Consider the following 18,452-nt stretch of genomic DNA (forward strand, 5'->3'; position numbering starts at 1 on the left):
TCAGCCCCGTTTGAGGAACAGCACGCGCGTGTCGCCATAGCGGCGCTCATCCAAAGTCTCAAAGCCCGGCGGGGCCTCGAAAGGATCGTCGCCGCCGATCTCCACCACGCACAGGGCTTCCAGCGCCAGCCAGCCGCCAACCACCAGGCTTTCCAGCGCGCGGGGCGCCAACCCCTGGCCGTAGGGCGGGTCCAGGAAGGCCAGGCCGGCGGCCTGCCGGGCCAACTGTGCGTTCAAGGGGGGCGCCTTGGTCGCGTCGCCCTGGATGAAGTGGCAGCGGCCGGTTTCCTTCAGCGTGGCGGCGTTGGCGCGGGCCAGGTCCAGCGAGGCACGGCTGACATCCAGGAACAGGGCGGCCTCCGCCCCGCGCGACAGCGCCTCCAGGCCCAGGGCGCCGGTGCCGCAGAAGGCGTCCAGCACCACCCGGCCCTCCAGCGTCGGACCTTCATCGGCGAAGAAATCGCCATGCTCCAGGATGTTGAATAGGGCCTGGCGCGTGCGGTCGCTGGTGGGCCGCACGTCCCGGCCGCCGGGGGCCGCCAGGGTCCGCCCGCGATGCCGTCCGCCGACGATGCGCATCAGGTCTTCTTGCCCCTGGGCGCCGGCTTGCCCGTTGGGCGTGCGGGCTTGGAGCCGGCAGATTTGGGGCTGGCGGAAGCCGCTTTAGGCGTTGGCTTGCCGGCGCGCGGGGGCGCGGCCTTGGCCTCACCCCGCTTGGGCTCGCCGCGCTTGGCGCCATCCCGCTTCGGGGCCCGGCTATCGACGCGCTCACCCAGGCTGGGGGCGCCGCGCGCCACCGCCGCCTTGCGCGGGCGGCGGGCGGGTGTGTCGTCTTCATCGTCGGGCGTGCCGTCCAGCGCCCGGTCCAGGGCGAGGGCCAGGGCGCGCGCCTTGTCAGCCGCGCTATCGCCGGTGGAAGGCGGGCGCTTGGCACGTGTGGCGGCATCGGCCGGTGCTGAAGGGCGTTCAGCGGATCGGGATGTGGCTCGGGCCGGTGCGCGGGCCGGGCGGGGAGCCTCCACCCACTCCTCGCGGCGGGCGCGGGCCGGGGCGGTCTTCGCCGGTGCCGCCTTGGCAGCGGGTGTGGCCTTGGGTGCCTTGTCGAAGCGCAGCGCCGGCGCCTCGGCCGCCATCTTGCCGCGCGCCTCCTTGCGGTCCTGGGCGCTTTCCTTGGGGAAGAACTGGGGCAGCTGGTCGCGCAGCACGCGGCGCGGCACTTCCTCCACCTCACCCTTTTCCAGCTTGCCCAGCTGGAACGGGCCGTAGGCGACGCGGATGAGGCGGTTCACCGTCAGGCCCAGGTGCTCCAGCACCTTGCGGATCTCACGGTTCTTGCCTTCGCGCAGGGTCATGGTCAGCCAGGCGTTGCTGCCCTGCTCCCGGTCCAGCACGGCCTCGATGGGGCCGTACTCGATGCCATCGACGAAAATACCCTCCGCCAGCTTGGCCAGCTTGGCGGTATCCGGCGTCCCGTGCACCCGCACGCGGTAGCGGCGGGGCCAAGCGGTGGACGGTAGCTCCAGATGCCGCGCCAGTTCCCCGTCATTGGTCAGCAGCAGCAGGCCCTCGGTGTTCAGATCCAGCCGGCCGACGGAAATGACGCGCGGCATGCCGTCGGGCAGGCGGTCGAACACCGTGGCGCGGGCCAGCTCGTCACGGGCTGTGGTCACCAGGCCGGCGGGCTTGTGATAGCGCCAGACGCGCGTCGGCTCCTGCTCGGGCAGCACCTGGCCATCGACGACGATGCGGTCGCCGGGCCGCACGTTCACGCCGGGCGAGGTCAGCACCTGGCCGTTCACGGCCACGCGGCCATCAGCGATCCAGCGCTCGGCATCGCGGCGGGAGCACAGGCCGGCACGCGCCAGCCGCTTGGCGATACGCTCACCGTCTTTGGGGGCGCCGGACTTCTCGGGGGATTTGGTATCGGACATGGGGCGGACTGTATGCGCGCTCAGCCGCCTTGCCAAGCGCCAGACGGCGCCGGCCCAAGCCGATGGGGGCCTCGCCTGGGGCATGGCTGCGCTTGATTCGGAAATGATCGTTCCCTATTATGCCGCCATGACCGCCCCATCCTCTCCCCGCCGTTCTGGCCCCGGCCGCCCGCGCGAATTCGACACCGACCTGGCGTTGGACCGCGCCATCGCGGTGTTCAGTGAGCGCGGCTATCAGGGTGCCGCCATCAGTGACCTGACCCGGGCCTTGGGCCTGACCGCCGGCAGCCTGTACAAAGCCTTCACCGACAAGCGCGGCCTGTTCCTGGCCGCCTTCGACCGCTACGTGGCCTTGCGGACCGAGCGGTTGCGCGCCGCGTTGGAGGGCGCTCCCACCGGGCGGGCCAAGATCAAGGCGGTATTGGATTTCTATGCCGGCAGCAGCCATGGGGCGGACGGCCGCCGGGGGTGCCTGGTGGTGGCCGGCGCCGTGGACCTAGCCACCGCCGATCCGGAAATCGCGGCCCGGGTGACCGGGGCGCTGCACCTGAACGAGGGGCGGCTGGCCGACCTTGTCGCCGAAGGACAGGCCGATGGCACCATCGCCCCGCATCTTGATCCCATGGTCACCGCCCGGCTGCTGCTGTGCGTGCTGCAGGGGATGCGCGTCGTCGGCAAGACGGGGCGGGACCGCGCGGAAATGGCACCCCTGGCGGACAACGCGATGAAACTGCTGGACTGAAGACGGCCCGCCATTGCCGCCGCAGCGGCGGTTGCTCAATTAGGAAACGATCATTCCCAAAAAAAGGAGATGCCCCCATGCAACCCTTCAACGCCGATCGCTTCTGGCAACGCTTCCGACACGGCCTGGTGACCGCCAATGGTGTGCGCCTGCACTACGTCGAGGGTGGGCCGGAGGGCGAGCAGCAGGGGCCGCCAGTGCTGCTGATCCCGGGCTGGCCGCAAAGCTGGTACGCCTGGCGCCATGTCATGCCCTTGCTGGCCGATGCCGGGCGGCGGGTCATCGCCGTGGACCCGCGCGGCTTCGGCGACTCGGATCGGCCAGCGGGTGGATATGACCTGGGCACGGTGGCGGCCGACATGCACGGCTTGGCCGACGTCCTGGGCCTTCTGGAGGCGGGTCCCCTCGACGTGGTGGGCCATGATGTCGGCACCTGGATCGGCCACGCCTATGCCGCCGATTGGCCCGGGGATGTGCGGCGCCTGGCGTTGGTGGATGCGGCCCTGCCGGGCATCACGCCCCCGCCACCGCCTGGCATACCGTCGGACGAGGCCAACGCCCGCACCTGGCACTTCGCCTTCAACCGCCTGGATGACCTGCCGGAACTGCTGATCCAGGGGCGGGAGCGCGCCTACCTCGGCCATCTGTTCAACGCCAAGGCCCTGCGGCGCTGGGCCATCGGGCCGGCCGACCTGGATGAGTACGTGCGGGTGCTGTCCCTGCCGGGCGCCCTGCGCTCCACCTTCGCTTATTATCGCGAGGTTTTCCGGCCGGCAGAACTGGCGCGGGCGAAGGCGCGGGCGGCGATGGGGCTGACGCTGCCCATTCTGGCCTTGGGGGCCCGGGCCGGCGTGGGCACCCTGCTGGCCGATACCTTGCGCGGCCATGCCGCCGACCTCCGCGCCCAGGTGCTGGACTGCGGTCATTATGTGCCGGAGGAGGCGCCCGACGAATTGGCGGCCGTGCTGGTCGATTTTCTCGCCGGATGACAGATGCGCTGCCCGCCCGCTTGACGCCGTGCGCGGCGCTGCCCCACGCTGGGGACATGCTGTCGTCCCCGCTTGAGACCGAGCCCGATCCGTCCCCCATGGAGCGCGCCTTCGCCGAGGCCGCGTCCGCCGCCGCGCGGGGGGAGGTGCCGGTGGGCGCCGTCATCATCGACCCGGTCACCGGTGCCGTCCTGGCCGCCGCCTCCAACCGGACGGAGGAGCTGGCCGACCCCACGGCCCATGCCGAGGTGCTGGCCATCCGCGCCGCCTGCGCCGCCGTGGGCCAGCCGCGCCTGCCGGGCCTGGACCTCTATGTGACGCTGGAACCCTGCGCTCTGTGCGCCGCCGCCATCAGCTTCGCCCGTCTCAGGCGGGTCTATTTCGGGGCCTACGACCCCAAGGGCGGGGCCGTGGAGCATGGCCCCCGTTTCTTCAGCCAGGCCACCTGCCATCATGCGCCCGATACCTATGGCGGGCTGCAGGAACGGCGGGCGGGTGCGCTGCTGCAGGATTTCTTCAAGGAACGACGCTGACGCCGCCGCCACAGCAAGGGGATGGGAACCGCATGCCGCTCTACCGGGACGACTACGGCGCCTTCTACTGGTCCTTGCGCGGCGATGTGACGGGCGAGGTGGTGCGCGACACGCCTTTCCACAAGGACGCCGGCATGCGGGTGCTGCGGGTCCGCCCGGGGCAGGAGGGGCGCATCCTGTGGACGGTGCGGGGCGCTTTCGCCCTGTTGGGGCTGGAGGCGCTGGCCATCCTGGCGCTGGCCGCCGGTCTGGTCATCGTCCCCGCCGGCTGGCAGACCGCTCTGGCGGTGAATGCTTTCCTTCCCACCACCATCCTGGCGGTGCTGGCCTTGTCCGTGCTGCTGCCGCTGTCGTGCGAGTGGACGACCGTGCGCCACCCTCTGCGCATCGTATACGGTCAGGCGCCCAGCCTGCTCCTGGCGCCGCTGCTACCTCTCCTGGGGCCGCTGTTTATCGTCCTGGCCACCGCCGCCGTATTCTGGCGTCAGCCCGGGGTGTTCAGGGGCCTGCGGACCATCGTGCACGGGGCCGACCTGTGGGTCTGGGGCATCGTGGTGGCCGCCGTGCTGGGGCTGGCCGTGCTGGCCGGCTGGCTGATCCGCCAGTGCTGGGTGGGCTGGAAAGAGGCCCACCGCCGTCCGCCGCCGCGCGCCCTCGGCCTGAGGGTGGCGGCATCGCGCGAGCGGCGGCGGGACCGGACCGGGTCTTAGGCTTCCGGCTTCCCTTCGGCGGCGGCTTCCCCACCCTTGGCGTCGGCGGCGGCCTTCTCGGCGCGGTAGGTGTCGAAGGCGATCTTCACCGACCGCGCGGCCTCGCTGTCCGGGTAGGCGGCGGCCCACTGGTCGGCACGGTCGGCGGCGGCGTCGCCATTGCCCATCTGCGCCATCACCGTCAGGGCCCGGGCGTAGAACTGCTGCGGCACCGGATGCGCCGGCGTGGTCTGGATCAGCACCCAGATGATCTGGGCGGCTTCTTCGGCGCGGCCCATGGCGATCAGGGTGTCGGCCAGGGCCAGCCGGGCGTCGCCCTGGGACGGGTCCAGGGTGGCGCAGGCATGGAACTCGGCGGCGGCCGCATCCAGCCGGCCGGTGTTGCGCAGGATCAGGCCCAGGTTGAAGCGGGTCTCGGCCCGGTTGGGGTCCAGCTCCAGCGTGCGGCGCCAGGCATCCTCGGCCCCGGCCAGGTCGTTCTTCTGGCCCGAGGCCACGCCCAGGGCGTGCCAGGCCTCGGTGAACTGCGGGTTCAGCTCCACCGCGCGGCGGAAGCTTTCCAGCGCCTCATCCACCTTGCCCTGAGCCAGCAGGGCCATGCCCAGGTTCTGGTGGGGCGGCGGGTGGTTGGGGTTCAGCGACCGCGCCTTCTTCAGCGCCGTCACCGCCTCCTCCAGCTTGCCCAGGCCCTGCAGCACCGCGCCCAGGTTGGACCAGGCGACGCGGATTTCCGGGACGGCGGCGTAGATGCGGATGATGGCGCGGTAGGCGTTCTCCGCCTCCTTCAGCCGGCCCTGGCGGTGCAGGTCGGCGGCCACGCGCATGTCGTTGACGAAGGGCGCGCCGGCATTGGCGTCCTTGGAGATTTCCGCGATGCGGCGGCGGCGGTCCTGGCGATTCATGATCTCTTGTCCCTAAAAGCGGCTGGGCCCCGGCTTGGTGCGCCCGCCTCATCCCTGCTTCTGTTCCCGTTAGGCCTTTTCACGCTCGGCCTTTTCGCGTTCAAGGGCGCGCCAGCCGATGTCCCGGCGGCAGAACCCCTCCGGCCAGCGGATGCGGTCCACCGCCTGGTAGGCCAGGGCCTGCGCCTCGGCCACCGTCTTGCCCATGGCCGTGACACCCAGCACTCGGCCGCCGTTGGCCAGCACGCGATCGCCATCAGCCTTCGTACCGGCGTGGAAGACGGTGACCCCGTCGACCTTGCCAGCCTCCTCCAGCCCCCCGATGGCGGTGTTCATCACATAATCACCCGGATAGCCCTGGGCCGCCATCACCACGCACAGGGCGGGGTCGTCGTACCAGCGCACGTCCACATGATCCAGCTGCCCGTCGCAGGTGGCCAGCAGCAGCGGCACGATGTCGGACTTCAGGCGGCGCATCAGCACCTGGCATTCCGGGTCGCCGAAGCGCGCGTTGAATTCGATCAGGCGCGGCTTCGGTCCTTCCGGGCTCGCAACAATCATCAGCCCGGCGAACAGCACGCCGGTGAAGGGCTTTCCCTCCGCCGCCATGCCCTTGACCGTGGGTTCCACGATCTCGCGCATCACCCGGTCCTGCAGCGTGGGCGTCAGGACGGGCGCGGGGGAATAGGCGCCCATGCCGCCGGTGTTGGGGCCCTGGTCGTTGTCGAACACCCGCTTGTGGTCCTGCGCCCCTACCAGGGGCAGGGCGTGGGTACCGTCGCACAGGGCGAAGAAGCTGGCCTCTTCCCCATCCATGAACTCCTCGACCACCACCTCGGCGCCGGCGCTGCCGAAGCGGCCGTGCAGCATGGCGTCGTCGATGGCGGCGTGCGCCTCCTCCAGGGTCATGGCGATGACGACACCCTTGCCGGCGGCCAGGCCGTCGGCCTTGACCACGATGGGCGCGCCCTGCTCGGTAGCGTAGGCCTTGGCGGCGCCGGCGTCGGTGAAGCGCCGGTAGGCGGCCGTGGGCACGCCGTACTTGGCGCAGATGTCCTTCATGAAGCCCTTGGAGCCTTCCAGGGCGGCGGCCGCCTGGCTGGGGCCGAAGGCCTTGATGCCGGCGGCCGTCAGGCGGTCCACCAGGCCCAGCACCAGCGGCTGCTCCGGCCCCACCACCACCAGGTCCACGGCGTTGGCCGTGGCGAAGGCCACCAGGCCGTCCACGTCGTCGGCCTTGATGTCCACGCAGCTCGCCACGTCGCGGATGCCGGCGTTGCCGGGCGCGCACCACAGCGTGCCGCACAGGGGGGAGGCTGAGATGGCCCAGCACAGCGCATGCTCCCGCCCGCCGGATCCGACCACCAGGATCTTCATCGCCTCTACCCCCGATCACGATTCCATCTGTTGAGCGGGTGCTTGTATCATGCCCGCGCCATGACTCAAGACTTCCCCGACTCAGCCCCGCCCCCCGCCGCCGATCTCGGCTATGCCGGCGCCACGCCCGTGGCCGGCGGCAACCTGCCCGAGCTCAGCGTTTCCGACCTGTCGCGCGCGCTGAAGCGCACGGTGGAGGAGACGTTCGGCTATGTCCGCGTGCGCGGCGAGGTCAGCCAGCCCAAGCGCGTTTCCTCCGGCCACCTCTACCTGCGCCTGAAGGACGACCAGGCGGTGATCGAGGCCGTGTGCTGGAAGGGCACGGTCATGCGCCTGGCCGTGAAGCCGGAAGACGGGATGGAGGTGGTGTGCACCGGCCGCCTGACCACATACCCCGGCCGCTCGCAATACCAGCTGATCATCGAGACCATGGAGCTGGCGGGCGAGGGCGCGCTGCTCAAGATGCTGGAGGAGCGCAAGCGCCGGCTGGCGGCGGAGGGCCTGTTCGATGCCCAGCGCAAGCGGCCGCTGCCCTTCCTGCCCCGCGTCATCGGCGTGGTGACCTCCCCCACCGGCGCCGTCATCCGCGACATCCTGCACCGCCTGGCCGACCGCTTCCCCCGCCACGTGTTGCTGTGGCCGGTGGCGGTGCAGGGCGAGCAGGCAGCGGCCCAGGTGGCCCGCGCCATCCAGGGCTTCAACGCCATCGCCCCCGGCGGTCCCGTGCCCCGGCCCGACCTGCTGATCGTGGCGCGCGGCGGCGGCAGCCTGGAAGACCTCATGCCCTTCAACGAGGAGATCGTGGTGCGGGCGGCGGCGGCCAGCCAGATCCCACTGATCTCCGCCGTGGGGCATGAGACCGATACGACGCTGATCGACTTCGCTTCCGACCGCCGGGCGCCGACGCCCACGGCCGCCGCCGAGATGGCGGTGCCGGTGCGGGCGGAGCTGATGGCCCAGGTCATGGAATGCGGCCGCCGGCTGGAGGGGACCGCCAACCGCCTGCTGGCTGAGCGCCGCAACCGCGTGGAAGGGCTGGCGCGCGGCCTGGGCGATCCCCGCGCCCTGCTGGAGGGCTGCGCCCAGCGCCTGGACGATCGGGGGGAGCGCCTGGCCCTGTCCATGACCGGCCTGATCCGCCGCCACCACACGGAGGTGGCCAAGCTGGGCGCCGGCCTGCGCCATCCGGCCCAGGTGCTGGGCCTGGCCTACGCCCGCCTGGATATCGCCGGCCGTGGCCTGTCGGGCGGCCTGACCCGCCTGCTGGCCGACCGCGCCACCCGCGCCCAGAACCTGGCCCAGCGCCTGACGCCCCAGCCGCTGGTGCGCCGGGCGGAGGAGGGCGGGGCGCGCCTGGCCGACCTTGGCCGCCGCCTGGACGCCAGCTTCGGCCGCGCCGTGGCCGATGGCGCCCGCCGGCTGGAAGGCCAGGCCAAGCTGCTGGAGACGCTGTCATATCGCGGCGTGCTGGCGCGGGGCTTCGCCCTGGTCACCACCGCCGACGGGCATCCCGTGACCAAGGTGGTGGATGCCCCCGCCGGCGGCCGCGTGCGGGTGGAGTTCATCGACGGCGCCGTGGGCGCCACCCTGGACGGGGAAGGGGCGCCGGTTCCGACACCGGCCCCGCCCCGCGAGTCGGCCGCAGCGCCCAAGCCGCGCGCGGCGGCGCGGCCCGGTGGCCAGGGCAGCCTGTTTTAACGATAAGGCCCCATGCCTGCAGGCGAACTTATTTCGGCCAGCGGCGGTGGGTCCACAGCCATTGGCCGGGGTTTTCCAGCACCCATCGTTCCAGCAGCTGGTTCACCGCCACGGTGATGGCGCGGATGTCGGCCGGGCGGTCGCCCGTGGGCGCCGGCAGGTCCATGGGCGGAAAGACCTCGATGCGGAAGCGGGCGCCCCTGGGCTTGCGCGTCACGCGCATGGGCACGACGACGGCGCCGTGGCGCACCACCACGTCGCCGGCGATGGTGCCGGTCATGGCGTCATGGCCCAGGAAGGGCACGGCGATGCCCTCGTTCAGCTTCTGGTCGGCCAGGATGCCCAAGATGCCGCCCGCCCGCATGGCCGCCAGGATGCCCTTGGCGGAGGCGCGACCCTTGGGCACGAGGGTGGTGCCCAGCTCGCCCCGCGCCTCGGCCAGCAGCTTGTCGACCGAGGGGTTGTTGGGCGCTCGGTAGATGGCGGTCATGGTGGTGCCGCACTTGAAGACGGTCATGGCCACCAGTTCCCAATTGCCGAAATGGCCGGTCAGGATGACGCCCGGCTTGCCATCGGTCACCAGACCCCGCACATGCTCCGCCCCGATCAGCTCCACTCGCTGCTCCCACTCGCGCGAGATGGTCTTCAGGTGCGGATATTCGGCCAGGGTGCGGCACAGGTTGTCCCAGGATTCGCGGGCCACGCGTCGGCGCCCCGCCGCGTCCAGCTGGGGCATGGCCCGTTCCAGGTTGCGCAGCACCTTGGCGTTACCGCCCAGCCGGGGGCCCAGGGTGCGCCCGATCCAGCCGCCGAAGTCCGACGCCACGTCGGCGGGCAGCAGGCCCAGCAGGAAGAACAGGGTGCGGATGCCCGCCGCCTCGATGGCGTAGCGCAGGGAGGAGGGCTGGGTACCGTGCTCGGCCATGGAAACTCCCGTGCCGGTCCCCATGGCGATGGGCCGGCCGTCCTGGGGGAATTCGGTATCGACCCCTTATCCGGACCCCGGAAAGGTGACCTCCAAGGCGGACAAAAACGGGTGCCGCCGGGTCCCGACCCCGGCGGCGGCTAAGCTATCGGGCGCTTTTTGCCAGGGGTCAAGCGCGCTCGCACGCGCCCGCCCTGGGAACCCGGTGTCTCTAGGACACCGTTCGCAGAACACGGTCCAGGGCACCGGGGTCGTCGAAGGCCAGCACCACGGGCAGGGCTTTTATGGCGGTTTGGTGCGCGGCGGGTAGTCGCACCCAGTCCTTCTCCGTCGTCAGGGGCACGGCACCCAGGGTGGCGGCGCGTTCCAGCAGGCGGGCGATCTCGCCCTTCGTGTAAGGGTGATGGTCGGGGAAGGGCACCACCTCCGCCACCGTCAGGCCCAGCTCAACGCAGGTGTCGAAGAACTTTTGCGGCCGGCCAATGCCGGCGAAGGCCAGGACCGGGCGGCCGGCCAGCCCGGCGGCCACGGCTGCGTCCGGCACCAGCCGCGCAGCCAGGATGGGCAGGGCGGGGGCGAGCGTCGCCACCCTCGCTCCGGTTCCCGTACGATCGGCACCCACGATCACCACGGCCTGTGCCCGGGCCAGGCCGTCGCCCAGGGCCTCGCGCAGGGGACCGGCCGGGATGACGTGGCCGTTGCCGAAGCCCGCACCGCCATCCACCACCAGCAGCGACAGGTCCTTGGCCAGGGCCGGGTTCTGGAAGCCGTCGTCCATCACCACGGCCTCGGCACCGCCATCGCGCGCCGCGCGGGCGCCGGCCAGGCGGTCCGCCGATATCCAGGCCGGGGCGGTGCGGGACAGCAGCAGCGGCTCATCCCCCACGTCGGCGGCGCCATGCCGGGCCGGATCGACCCGCAGGGGCCCCTTCAGCCGGCCGCCATAGCCGCGCGACAGGTAGTGGGCTTGGATGCCCCGGGCGCGCAAGTGCCGCATCACCGCCTGCGACAGCGGCGTCTTGCCGGCACCGCCCGCCACCAAATTGCCGATGCAGATGACGGGGATGCTGGCGTCCTGCGGCGTGGCTTTGGCCTGGCGCCAGCGGGCGCCGAGGGCATAGAGGCAGGCCAGGGGGCTCAGCAGCGCCGCCAGCGGCCCGGCGGGACGATACCAGAAGCCGGGGGCCTTCACCGGGCATCCCCGGTCAGGTGCAGGCCGGCCTCGGCCAGCAGGGGCGCCAGGGCCGCCATCACCCGGTCCACGGCGTCGCGGTTGTCGTCGGCCACGGCCTTGGCGGCGGCGGCCTGGGCAGCGCGTGCGTCCGGGTCGGTCAGCAGGGTGTGCACGGCCGCGGCCAGGCCGTCGACATCCGGCACGCGCCGGGCTCCGCCGGCGGCTTCCAGGGTCGCGGCAATCTCCGCGAAATTATGCATGTGCGGGCCGTAGACGATGGCGGCCCCCAGTTGCGCCGGCTCGATGGGGTTGTGCCCGCCCACGGGCACGAACGATCCGCCGATGGCCGCCACCGGCGCCAGGCGGAAGAACAGCCCCAGCTCTCCCAGCGTGTCGGCCACGTGCAGGGCGTCGGTGGCGTCCGGCAAGGCGCCGGTGGCGCGGCGGCTGACGGTCAGGCCTCGGGCCTGGAAGGCGGCGGCGACCTCCGGCCCCCGCGCGGGATGGCGGGGCACCACCAGGGTCAGCAACCCCGGGATGCGAGGGGCCAGGCGCTGGTGCGCCTGGACGGCCAGGTCATCCTCGCCCGGGTGAGTGCTGGCAAAGACCCAGGTCGGCCGGTCGCCAACGGCGGCCTTGAACGCGGCCAGGGCCTGGGGCTCCGCCGGCAAGGGACTGGTGGAGTATTTCAGGTTGCCGACGCAGCGCACGTCGGCCAGGCCCAAATCGCGCAAGCGCCCGGCCTCCGTCGCCGTTTGCGCCAGCGCCAGGCGGAAGGTGGACAGCAGGCGATGGGCGGTGCGCGGCGCGCGGCGCCAGTTGCGGTGGCTGCCGGCCGACAGGCGGGCGTTCACCAGGGCGGCGGGCACCTGGGCCTTACGCAGGGCGCGCAGCAGGTTGGGCCAGAATTCCGATTCGATCCATAGCGCCGCGTCGGGCCGCCAGTGGTCCATGAAACGGGCCACGGCCGCCGGCAGGTCCACCGGCACGAACTGGTGGATGGCGCCCGGCGGCAGGCGCTTGGCCATGAGCGCGGCGGAGGTGACGGTGCCGGTGGTGATCAGGACGGTGGACCGGGGCGACAGGGTCAGCAGCCGGTCGATCAGCGGCAGCACGGCCATGGATTCGCCCATGCTGGCGGCGTGCAACCAGATCAGCCGGCCAGGGGGGCGGGGCAGGCCGGCATGGCCCAGGCGCTCGGGCAAACGGAGGGGGTCTTCCTTGCCGGCGGCCAGCCGCCGGTCCAGCAGGCGGCGGACGGCAGGGCCGGCCAGGGCGGTCAGCCCGCGATAAAGCGCTTCCAGCATGCCGATCGTGTCAGGGGAACGGATAGGGCGGCGGGGCGGCCCGCCACGGTCGCCGCCACCCTAGCACCGGGTCCGCGCCATCTTCAATGAACGCGGGGACCCTCGCGATCAGCTGGCTTTCTTGGTCTCGTCCGCTTGCGGGGCCGGGTCCAGGACGGGCACCGGGTCCAAGGCCGGATGGCCGCGGAAGGGGCGCAGGTTGTTCAGGAACTGCGCGGCGGACGCGGACCAGGAAAAGGTCAGGGCGTGGCGCCGGCACTTGTCGCCCGGTATTTCCAGGGCGGCCAGGGCGGCCTTGCGCAAATCCTCGTCCAGCACGGCCACGTCCGACCCGGCCAGCACGTCCAGCGGGCCCGGCACCGGGTACGCCGCCACCGGCACGCCGGAGGCCAGCGCCTCCAACAGCACCAGGCCGAAGGTGTCGGTGCGCGAGGGAAAGACGAAGACGTCGCCGGCGGCGTAGTGCTTGGCCAGTTCCTCGCCATGCTTGGGGCCTACGAACTGGGCGGCCGGGTACTTGGCCTTCAGCTCGTCCAGCTGCGGGCCGCCGCCCACCACCACCTTGGTGCCGGGCAGGTCCAGCGACAGGAAGGCCTCGATGTTCTTCTCCACCGCCACCCGGCCCACATACATGAAGATGGGGCGGGGGAAGGGCAGGAAGTCCTTCTCGCGCGGGCGGAACAGGTCGGTATCGACGCCGCGCGACCAGCGCTTGATGTTGCGGAAGCCGCGATCCACCAGGTCGTTCTCGATGGACGGCGTCGCCACCATGACGGCGGACGCCGGCGCGTGGAAGCGGCGCACCAGGGCGTAGCTGAGGCGCAGCGGGATGGGGAAACGGTCGCGGACATATTCCGGGAACCGCGTGTGATAGGCGGTGGTGAAGGGGATGCGCCGGCGCAGGCAATAGCGCCGCGCGGCCAGGCCCAGGGGGCCTTCGGTGGCGATGTGGATGGCGTCGGGCGCGATCTCGTCGATCATGCGGCGCAGTCGGGCGCCGGGCTTCAGCGCCAGCCGGATTTCCGGATATGTCGGCATGGGCACGGTGCGGAAGCGGTCCGGGGCGATGACCTCAACCTCATGGCCCAGCTGGCGCAATTCATCGCGCGTCGTGGTCAGGGTGCGGACCACGCCGTTCACCTGGGGATGCCAGGCGTCCGTGACGATCAGGATTTTCACGCTGCAGCCTTCTGCGTCGTCCCGCCCGGCTGCCCAGGCTGCCGCGCCGCCGCGCGCTTGCGCACTTCGTCCGCCCAATGAATGATCTCCAGCGTGCCGTCGGCGTGTTCGACCAATGCGGTGCACGATTCCACCCAGTCCCCGTCGTTGCAGTAGAGGACGCCACCCATGTCACGCATCTCGGCGTGGTGGATGTGGCCACAAATGATGCCGTCGACCTGCCGGCGCTTGGCCTCGTCCGCCAGCGCCTGCTCGTAATTGCCGATGAACTCCACCGCCTTCTTGGTGCGGTTCTTCAGGTAGGCGGACAGCGACCAGTACTGGAAGCCGAAGCGGCGGCGGGCGGCGTTCAGCCAGGTGTTCAGGGTCAGCAGCACCGTGTAGGCGCTGTCCCCGACATAGGCCAGCCACTTGGCGTACTTCACCACCGCGTCGAACAGGTCGCCGTGCAGCACCAGGAAGCGGCGGCCGTCGGCGGTGGTGTGGACCGCATCCTCCAGGATGGTGACGCCGCCGAACTGCAGGCCGATGAAGTCGCGGAAGACTTCGTCATGGTTGCCCGGGATCAGGAAGACCTTGGTGCCCTTGCGCACCCGGCGCAGCACCTTCTGCACCACGTCGTTGTGGGCCTGCGGCCAGTACCAGCCCTTCTTCAGGCGCCACCCATCGACGATATCGCCGACCAGGTACAGGTATTCCGACTCGGTGTGCTTCAGGAAATCCAGCAGCATGTCGGCCTGGCAGCCACGGGTTCCCAGATGCAGATCGGAGAGCCATATGCTGCGGTACCGCCGCGGGGCCTCGTGTTCCGTCTCCATGTCCGTCTCCATGCTACGCCCCCGAGATGACCCACGCAGACAATCAATAGTAATGTTGACAGGGCTATACCGCAGCATGTAGGGCAAGACAAATGGTGATGAAGGTTAGTTCAAGGACTTCACCATATATTCACGGGGCATTCATAAATATGTCTTCCGCCCTTCACTTGGCTGTCACGGAACCTGTGTCCGCGCCCGCGCGCCGACTACTGATCATTCACAATCCTGTGGCGGGCCGTCGCCGGCGGGGCCTGATCGGGCGGGTGGTCGATGCCCTGCGCCAGGGCGGCGCCGACGTGGCGGTGGTGGAAACCACCGGCCCGCGCGACGCCGAACGCCTGGCCGGCCTGGCCGCCTCTGGCGCGCTGACGGACGGACGCATTCCCGACGCCATCGTGGCCTCGGGCGGCGACGGCACCATCAACGAGGTGGTGAACGGCCTCTTGGCGGCGCCGACCCTGTCGCCGCCGGGCCCGCGCCTGATCCCCCTGGGTCTGATCCCCCTAGGCACGGCCAACGTGCTGGCGGCGGAGCTGGACCTGCCGTCCGGCGCGGCCGAGCTGGCGCGCACCCTGGCGGGCGCGGTGCCGCGCACTATCCATGCCGGGCGCGCCAACGGCCGCCTGTTCACGATGATGGCCGGCGTGGGTCTGGACGCCCACGTGGTGGAAGGGGTGGATCCCGGGGTGAAGCGCCGTATCGGCAAGGGCGCCTATGTGCTGGAAAGCCTGGCGCAGATCGCGCGCTGGCCCAGCCCGCGCTATCGCGTGATCACGACGGACGCGGCCGGCCATGTCCGCGAGCACGAGGCGGCGTCCTGCATCGTGGCCAAGGGCCATTTCTATGGCGGCCGCTTCGTCTGTGCGCCCGACGCCCGGCTGGACGAGGGCGGCTTCCACGTCTGCCTGTTCGAGGCGGGCGGACGGCTGGCGGCGCTGGGCTATGGCGCGGCGCTGGTGACGGGCCGGCTGGCCCGCCGGACGGAAGCGAAGGGGGGATTGGGATACCGGGTCATGCCGGCGGTGCGGGTGCGGATCGAGGGGCCGGTCGGCGATCCGGTGCAGGGGGATGGCGACACCATCGCCCGGCTGCCGGTGGATATGGAAACGGCGGCGCCCTTCCGTGTGCTGGCGCCGCCGCTCCGCCCCGTGTCCCGTCTGCCCTGAAAGGGGGCGCTGGTCTGCCCCCTGGCGTCAAATCAGGCAACGCTACTGAAGTCGGTGTTCAGGCAACTCTGGTTCCAGGCAACGCTAGGCCACTCGACTGGTACGCGACTCCAAGACCTTATAAACGTCAGGCCACCTAAAATCGGGTTCTCACCAGACAACTCAGGCTCCGATGGGGCCCATGGCCCCCTCGTTCTTTAGTATAGCGGCGGACGCTCAACGGCCCGCCTGTGCGCCGGCCTCGGCCGTGGCACGCGGCACGCGGCCCCGCCACACGGACAGGCATTCCTCGGCGCTCTCGCCGGTGCCGATGCAGTACCAGCCGCGGCGGTCGTTGAAGTACAGGCGATAGGTGCCGCGGCGGTCCCGCTCGAACCGGAAGACCGGGCGGTCCAGGTTGGGGAAGCGCACGATCAGCTGATCATGGTCGGGCGCGGTGTGGCGGCTGACCGTTTCCCACAGGCCACGCTCCAGCTTGGGCTGGGCGACGCTGTTCCACTCGGTCAGATCGAAGGGGGTGAAGCGGGCAGAGGAGAAGGGGACGACAGTCATGACTCACCAGCACTCTGCCACCCTGGATCGGAGGGGCCCGGAAGGCTCCGGACTTTTTTTCGTCGGGCGCCGGGTGGCTTTGGCGCGTTGAGGGGACTATGCGGCCCCAACTGTTAATGGCGCCTTAAAGCGGGCTGCTCACCCGTGGGATAGTATGCTTTGGATGGAGTGATGGAGTTGCGCCCTGCGGCGCCCTGTGTTATGTGCACGACGCCCGACGCCGGGGTGGTTTTCACCCGGTTCGGACCCACATTGCTAAGGCCCTGAAATCCTTCAGGTCTGCGGATTAACCGAGGTTTCCAGGTGGCATCCCAAGGGACAGTCGTATCCGGACTGGCGGCCCGCTACGCGGCGGCGCTGTTCGACCTTGCCGACGAGCAGAAGGCGCTGGACCAAACCGCGCAGGACCTGACGTCGCTCAAGCAGGTTCTCGCCGAAAGCGCAGACCTGCGTCGCGTTGTGCGCAGCCCCGTCCTGTCGCGTGCCGAGCAGGCCCGCGCCATGGAGGCGGTGCTGTCACAGGCGGGCACGTCCGAGCTTGTGCGCAAGTTTATTGGTCTGGTCGCCCAGAACCGCCGGCTTTTCGCCCTCGACGGCATGATCGTCGCCTTCCTTGCCGAGCTGGCCCAGCGCCGCGGCGAAGAGACGGCCACCGTCATCTCGGCCCGTCCGCTGACGGAAGAGCAGCTGTCGGCCGTGACCGATGCGCTCAAGAAGGCCCTGGGCTCCAAAGTTACCGTTGCCGCCAGCGTCGACCCGTCGCTGCTGGGCGGCATGATCGTTAAGGTCGGATCGCGCATGATCGACAGTTCCGTGCGCACCAAACTGACCAAGCTGAAAATCGCCATGAAAGGGGTGGGCTGATGGAAATCCGCGCCGCAGAGATTTCCGCGATCCTGAAACAGCAGATCGCGAATTTCGGCACCGAGGCCGATGTTGCTGAAGTGGGCCAGGTGCTCTCGGTCGGCGACGGTGTTGCCCGCATCCATGGCCTGGACAAGGTCCAGGCCGGTGAGATGGTCGAGTTCCCGGGCGGGATTCAGGGCCTGGCCCTGAACCTGGAAGCCGACAACGTCGGCGCCGTGATCTTCGGCGACGACCGCGCCATCAAGGAAGGCGACACGGTGAAGCGCACGGGCGCCATCGTCGAGGTTCCGGTGGGCCGCGGCCTGCTGGGCCGCGTCGTGGACGGCCTGGGCAACCCCATCGACGGCAAGGGCCCGCTGGTCGACGTCGTGCGCAAGCGCGTCGAGGTGAAGGCCCCCGGCATCATCCCGCGCAAGTCGGTGCACGAGCCCATGCAGACCGGCCTGAAGGCCGTGGACGCCCTGGTGCCCGTCGGCCGTGGCCAGCGTGAGCTGATCATCGGCGACCGTCAGACCGGCAAGACCGCCGTTGCCATCGATGCCTTCATCAACCAGAAGGGCATCAACGCCGGCGGCGATGAATCCAAGAAGCTCTACTGCATCTACGTGGCCGTCGGCCAGAAGCGCTCCACGGTCGCCCAGATCGTGAAGACGCTGGAGGAAGCCGGCGCGATGGAATACTCCATCGTCGTGGCCGCCACCGCGTCCGAGCCGGCGCCGCTGCAGTACCTGGCGCCCTACACCGGCTGCGCCATGGGCGAGTTCTTCCGCGACAACGGCATGCACGCCCTGATCGTGTACGACGACCTGTCCAAGCAGGCCGTCGCCTACCGTCAGATGTCCCTGCTGCTGCGCCGTCCGCCGGGCCGCGAAGCCTACCCCGGCGACGTGTTCTACCTGCACAGCCGCCTGCTGGAACGCGCCTGCAAGATGGCCGATGGCTACGGCGCCGGCTCGCTGACGGCCCTGCCCATCATCGAGACCCAGGCGGGTGACGTGTCGGCCTACATCCCGACGAACGTCATCTCCATCACCGACGGCCAGATCTTCCTGGAAACCGGCCTGTTCTACCGCGGTATCCGCCCGGCCATTAACGTCGGCCTGTCGGTCAGCCGCGTCGGCTCCGCCGCCCAGATCAAGGCGATGAAGCAGGTCGCCGGCACCATTAAGCTGGAACTGGCCCAGTACCGCGAAATGGCCGCCTTCGCCCAGTTCGCCTCGGACCTGGACGCCGCTACCCAGCGCCTGCTGAACCGCGGTGCCCGTCTGACCGAGCTGCTGAAGCAGCCGCAGTACAGCCCGCTGCCGGTGGAAGAGCAGGTGGTTTCCATCTTCGCCGGCGTGAAGGGCTTCCTGGACAAGGTGAAGGTCGAGGACGTGAACCGCTTCGAGGCGCGCTTCCTGGACGAGATCCGCAGCAAGGGCCAGGACATCCTGACCGCGATCCGCACCGACAAGCAGATCAGCAAGGACACCGAGGAAAAGCTGAAGGCCTTCCTGGAGAGCTTCTCCAAGGTCTTCGCCTGATCCCCGCAAACGGCGGGCGGCGCCGTCATGGCCGCCGCCCGCCCAAGTCTCCCTAG

Annotated in this window: 18 protein-coding genes; 8 read left to right on the plus strand and 10 right to left on the minus strand. The window is 70.4% G+C overall.

The window, feature by feature from the left end; genetic code table 11:
• Together rsmD and FBZ88_RS25875 are read right to left on the minus strand one after the other, a co-directional pair.
• Entirely contained in the window at positions 1-579 is a 579-nt protein-coding gene (rsmD, locus tag FBZ88_RS25870; protein WP_145619915.1) for a 16S rRNA (guanine(966)-N(2))-methyltransferase RsmD, read from the minus strand.
• Complete coding sequence (locus FBZ88_RS25875; RefSeq protein ID WP_145619916.1) at positions 579-1,931, minus strand: pseudouridine synthase; 1,353 nt, start codon at positions 1,929-1,931, stop codon at positions 579-581. The genes rsmD and FBZ88_RS25875 overlap by 1 nt, the downstream gene beginning before the upstream one ends.
• Positions 1,932-2,034: 103 nt before the next feature.
• Between FBZ88_RS25875 and FBZ88_RS25880 the strand changes: the two genes are divergently transcribed.
• The 4 genes from FBZ88_RS25880 to FBZ88_RS25895 all read left to right on the plus strand — a co-directional run bounded on the left by FBZ88_RS25880 (position 2,035) and on the right by FBZ88_RS25895 (position 4,905).
• Positions 2,035-2,673, plus strand: coding sequence for a TetR/AcrR family transcriptional regulator (locus tag FBZ88_RS25880; protein ID WP_145619917.1), 639 nt, complete (start codon positions 2,035-2,037; stop codon positions 2,671-2,673).
• A gap of 77 nt (positions 2,674-2,750) precedes the next feature.
• Complete coding sequence (locus FBZ88_RS25885; RefSeq protein ID WP_145619918.1) at positions 2,751-3,662, plus strand: alpha/beta fold hydrolase; 912 nt, start codon at positions 2,751-2,753, stop codon at positions 3,660-3,662.
• A 98-nt stretch (positions 3,663-3,760) separates the two neighbouring features.
• The gene (locus FBZ88_RS25890) at positions 3,761-4,195 is read left to right on the plus strand and encodes a nucleoside deaminase (RefSeq protein ID WP_145619966.1); all 435 of its coding nucleotides are present in this window, start codon (positions 3,761-3,763) and stop codon (positions 4,193-4,195) included.
• A gap of 32 nt (positions 4,196-4,227) precedes the next feature.
• Positions 4,228-4,905, plus strand: a complete 678-nt coding sequence (locus FBZ88_RS25895) for a hypothetical protein (RefSeq protein WP_145619919.1) — start codon at positions 4,228-4,230, stop codon at positions 4,903-4,905.
• On the opposite strand, the gene FBZ88_RS25900 is transcribed toward FBZ88_RS25895, so the two are convergent.
• Both FBZ88_RS25900 and purD read right to left on the minus strand, forming a co-directional pair.
• Positions 4,902-5,807, minus strand: a complete 906-nt coding sequence (locus FBZ88_RS25900) for a tetratricopeptide repeat protein (RefSeq protein ID WP_145619920.1) — start codon at positions 5,805-5,807, stop codon at positions 4,902-4,904. The genes FBZ88_RS25895 and FBZ88_RS25900 overlap by 4 nt on opposite strands.
• A 69-nt stretch (positions 5,808-5,876) precedes the next feature.
• Positions 5,877-7,184 carry a phosphoribosylamine--glycine ligase gene (gene purD / locus FBZ88_RS25905; protein WP_145619921.1) on the minus strand — a complete coding sequence of 436 codons (1,308 nt, stop codon included), beginning with the start codon at positions 7,182-7,184 and terminating at the stop codon, positions 5,877-5,879.
• Positions 7,185-7,244: 60 nt separating this feature from the next.
• Between purD and xseA the strand changes: the two genes are divergently transcribed.
• Positions 7,245-8,882, plus strand: a complete 1,638-nt coding sequence (xseA, locus tag FBZ88_RS25910; protein ID WP_145619922.1) for an exodeoxyribonuclease VII large subunit — start codon at positions 7,245-7,247, stop codon at positions 8,880-8,882.
• 28 nt (positions 8,883-8,910) lie between these two features.
• On the opposite strand, the gene FBZ88_RS25915 is transcribed toward xseA, so the two are convergent.
• From FBZ88_RS25915 to FBZ88_RS25935, 5 genes are all read right to left on the minus strand, one after another.
• Positions 8,911-9,807, minus strand: a complete 897-nt coding sequence (locus FBZ88_RS25915; RefSeq protein ID WP_186464603.1) for a lysophospholipid acyltransferase family protein — start codon at positions 9,805-9,807, stop codon at positions 8,911-8,913.
• 211 nt (positions 9,808-10,018) lie between these two features.
• Positions 10,019-10,999: a tetraacyldisaccharide 4'-kinase gene (lpxK, locus tag FBZ88_RS25920; protein ID WP_145619924.1), complete on the minus strand. Its 981-nt coding sequence runs from the start codon at positions 10,997-10,999 to the stop codon at positions 10,019-10,021.
• Positions 10,996-12,288, minus strand: a complete 1,293-nt coding sequence (locus FBZ88_RS25925; protein ID WP_145619925.1) for a 3-deoxy-D-manno-octulosonic acid transferase — start codon at positions 12,286-12,288, stop codon at positions 10,996-10,998. The genes lpxK and FBZ88_RS25925 overlap by 4 nt, the downstream gene beginning before the upstream one ends.
• Positions 12,289-12,396: 108 nt before the next feature.
• On the minus strand, positions 12,397-13,467 hold the full coding sequence (locus FBZ88_RS25930; protein WP_145619926.1) for a glycosyltransferase family 4 protein: 1,071 nt from the start codon (positions 13,465-13,467) through the stop codon (positions 12,397-12,399).
• Positions 13,464-14,297 (minus strand): UDP-2,3-diacylglucosamine diphosphatase, encoded by an 834-nt coding sequence (locus FBZ88_RS25935; protein ID WP_246138861.1) that lies wholly within the window; start codon positions 14,295-14,297, stop codon positions 13,464-13,466. The genes FBZ88_RS25930 and FBZ88_RS25935 overlap by 4 nt, the downstream gene beginning before the upstream one ends.
• Before the next feature lie 173 nt (positions 14,298-14,470).
• Here FBZ88_RS25935 and FBZ88_RS25940 point away from each other — a divergent pair, with 173 nt between their 5' ends.
• The gene (locus FBZ88_RS25940) at positions 14,471-15,451 is read left to right on the plus strand and encodes a diacylglycerol/lipid kinase family protein (protein ID WP_246138862.1); all 981 of its coding nucleotides are present in this window, start codon (positions 14,471-14,473) and stop codon (positions 15,449-15,451) included.
• 216 nt (positions 15,452-15,667) lie between these two features.
• Here FBZ88_RS25940 and FBZ88_RS25945 read toward each other — a convergent pair whose 3' ends face one another.
• Positions 15,668-16,003: a hypothetical protein gene (locus tag FBZ88_RS25945; protein WP_088872042.1), complete on the minus strand. Its 336-nt coding sequence runs from the start codon at positions 16,001-16,003 to the stop codon at positions 15,668-15,670.
• Positions 16,004-16,306: 303 nt separating this feature from the next.
• On the opposite strand from FBZ88_RS25945, the gene FBZ88_RS25950 reads away from it, so the two are divergent.
• Entirely contained in the window at positions 16,307-16,867 is a 561-nt protein-coding gene (locus FBZ88_RS25950) for a F0F1 ATP synthase subunit delta (RefSeq protein ID WP_004271495.1), read from the plus strand.
• Positions 16,867-18,396: a F0F1 ATP synthase subunit alpha gene (gene atpA / locus FBZ88_RS25955; RefSeq protein WP_088872040.1), complete on the plus strand. Its 1,530-nt coding sequence runs from the start codon at positions 16,867-16,869 to the stop codon at positions 18,394-18,396. Before FBZ88_RS25950 ends, atpA begins: the two co-directional genes overlap by 1 nt.
• The last annotated feature ends 56 nt before the right edge of the window (positions 18,397-18,452 follow it).

This window comes from Nitrospirillum bahiense (assembly GCF_007828025.1).
GTDB lineage: Bacteria > Pseudomonadota > Alphaproteobacteria > Azospirillales > Azospirillaceae > Nitrospirillum > Nitrospirillum amazonense.

What these genes read in the sequence shown, in the direction of transcription:
- FBZ88_RS25945 (WP_088872042.1), bottom strand. Translation starts at nt 16,003, where the DNA reads ATGACTGTCGTCCCCTTCTCCTCTGCCCGCTTCACCCCCTTCGATCTG.
- purD (WP_145619921.1), bottom strand. Translation starts at nt 7,184, where the DNA reads ATGAAGATCCTGGTGGTCGGATCCGGCGGGCGGGAGCATGCGCTGTGC.
- FBZ88_RS25925 (WP_145619925.1), bottom strand. Translation starts at nt 12,288, where the DNA reads ATGCTGGAAGCGCTTTATCGCGGGCTGACCGCCCTGGCCGGCCCTGCC.
- rsmD (WP_145619915.1), bottom strand. Translation starts at nt 579, where the DNA reads ATGCGCATCGTCGGCGGACGGCATCGCGGGCGGACCCTGGCGGCCCCC.
- FBZ88_RS25880 (WP_145619917.1), top strand. Translation starts at nt 2,035, where the DNA reads ATGATCGTTCCCTATTATGCCGCCATGACCGCCCCATCCTCTCCCCGC.
- FBZ88_RS25875 (WP_145619916.1), bottom strand. Translation starts at nt 1,931, where the DNA reads ATGTCCGATACCAAATCCCCCGAGAAGTCCGGCGCCCCCAAAGACGGT.
- FBZ88_RS25900 (WP_145619920.1), bottom strand. Translation starts at nt 5,807, where the DNA reads ATGAATCGCCAGGACCGCCGCCGCCGCATCGCGGAAATCTCCAAGGAC.
- FBZ88_RS25895 (WP_145619919.1), top strand. Translation starts at nt 4,228, where the DNA reads ATGCCGCTCTACCGGGACGACTACGGCGCCTTCTACTGGTCCTTGCGC.
- FBZ88_RS25890 (WP_145619966.1), top strand. Translation starts at nt 3,761, where the DNA reads ATGGAGCGCGCCTTCGCCGAGGCCGCGTCCGCCGCCGCGCGGGGGGAG.
- FBZ88_RS25935 (WP_246138861.1), bottom strand. Translation starts at nt 14,297, where the DNA reads ATGGAGACGGACATGGAGACGGAACACGAGGCCCCGCGGCGGTACCGC.
- atpA (WP_088872040.1), top strand. Translation starts at nt 16,867, where the DNA reads ATGGAAATCCGCGCCGCAGAGATTTCCGCGATCCTGAAACAGCAGATC.
- xseA (WP_145619922.1), top strand. Translation starts at nt 7,245, where the DNA reads ATGACTCAAGACTTCCCCGACTCAGCCCCGCCCCCCGCCGCCGATCTC.
- FBZ88_RS25885 (WP_145619918.1), top strand. Translation starts at nt 2,751, where the DNA reads ATGCAACCCTTCAACGCCGATCGCTTCTGGCAACGCTTCCGACACGGC.
- FBZ88_RS25915 (WP_186464603.1), bottom strand. Translation starts at nt 9,807, where the DNA reads ATGGCCGAGCACGGTACCCAGCCCTCCTCCCTGCGCTACGCCATCGAG.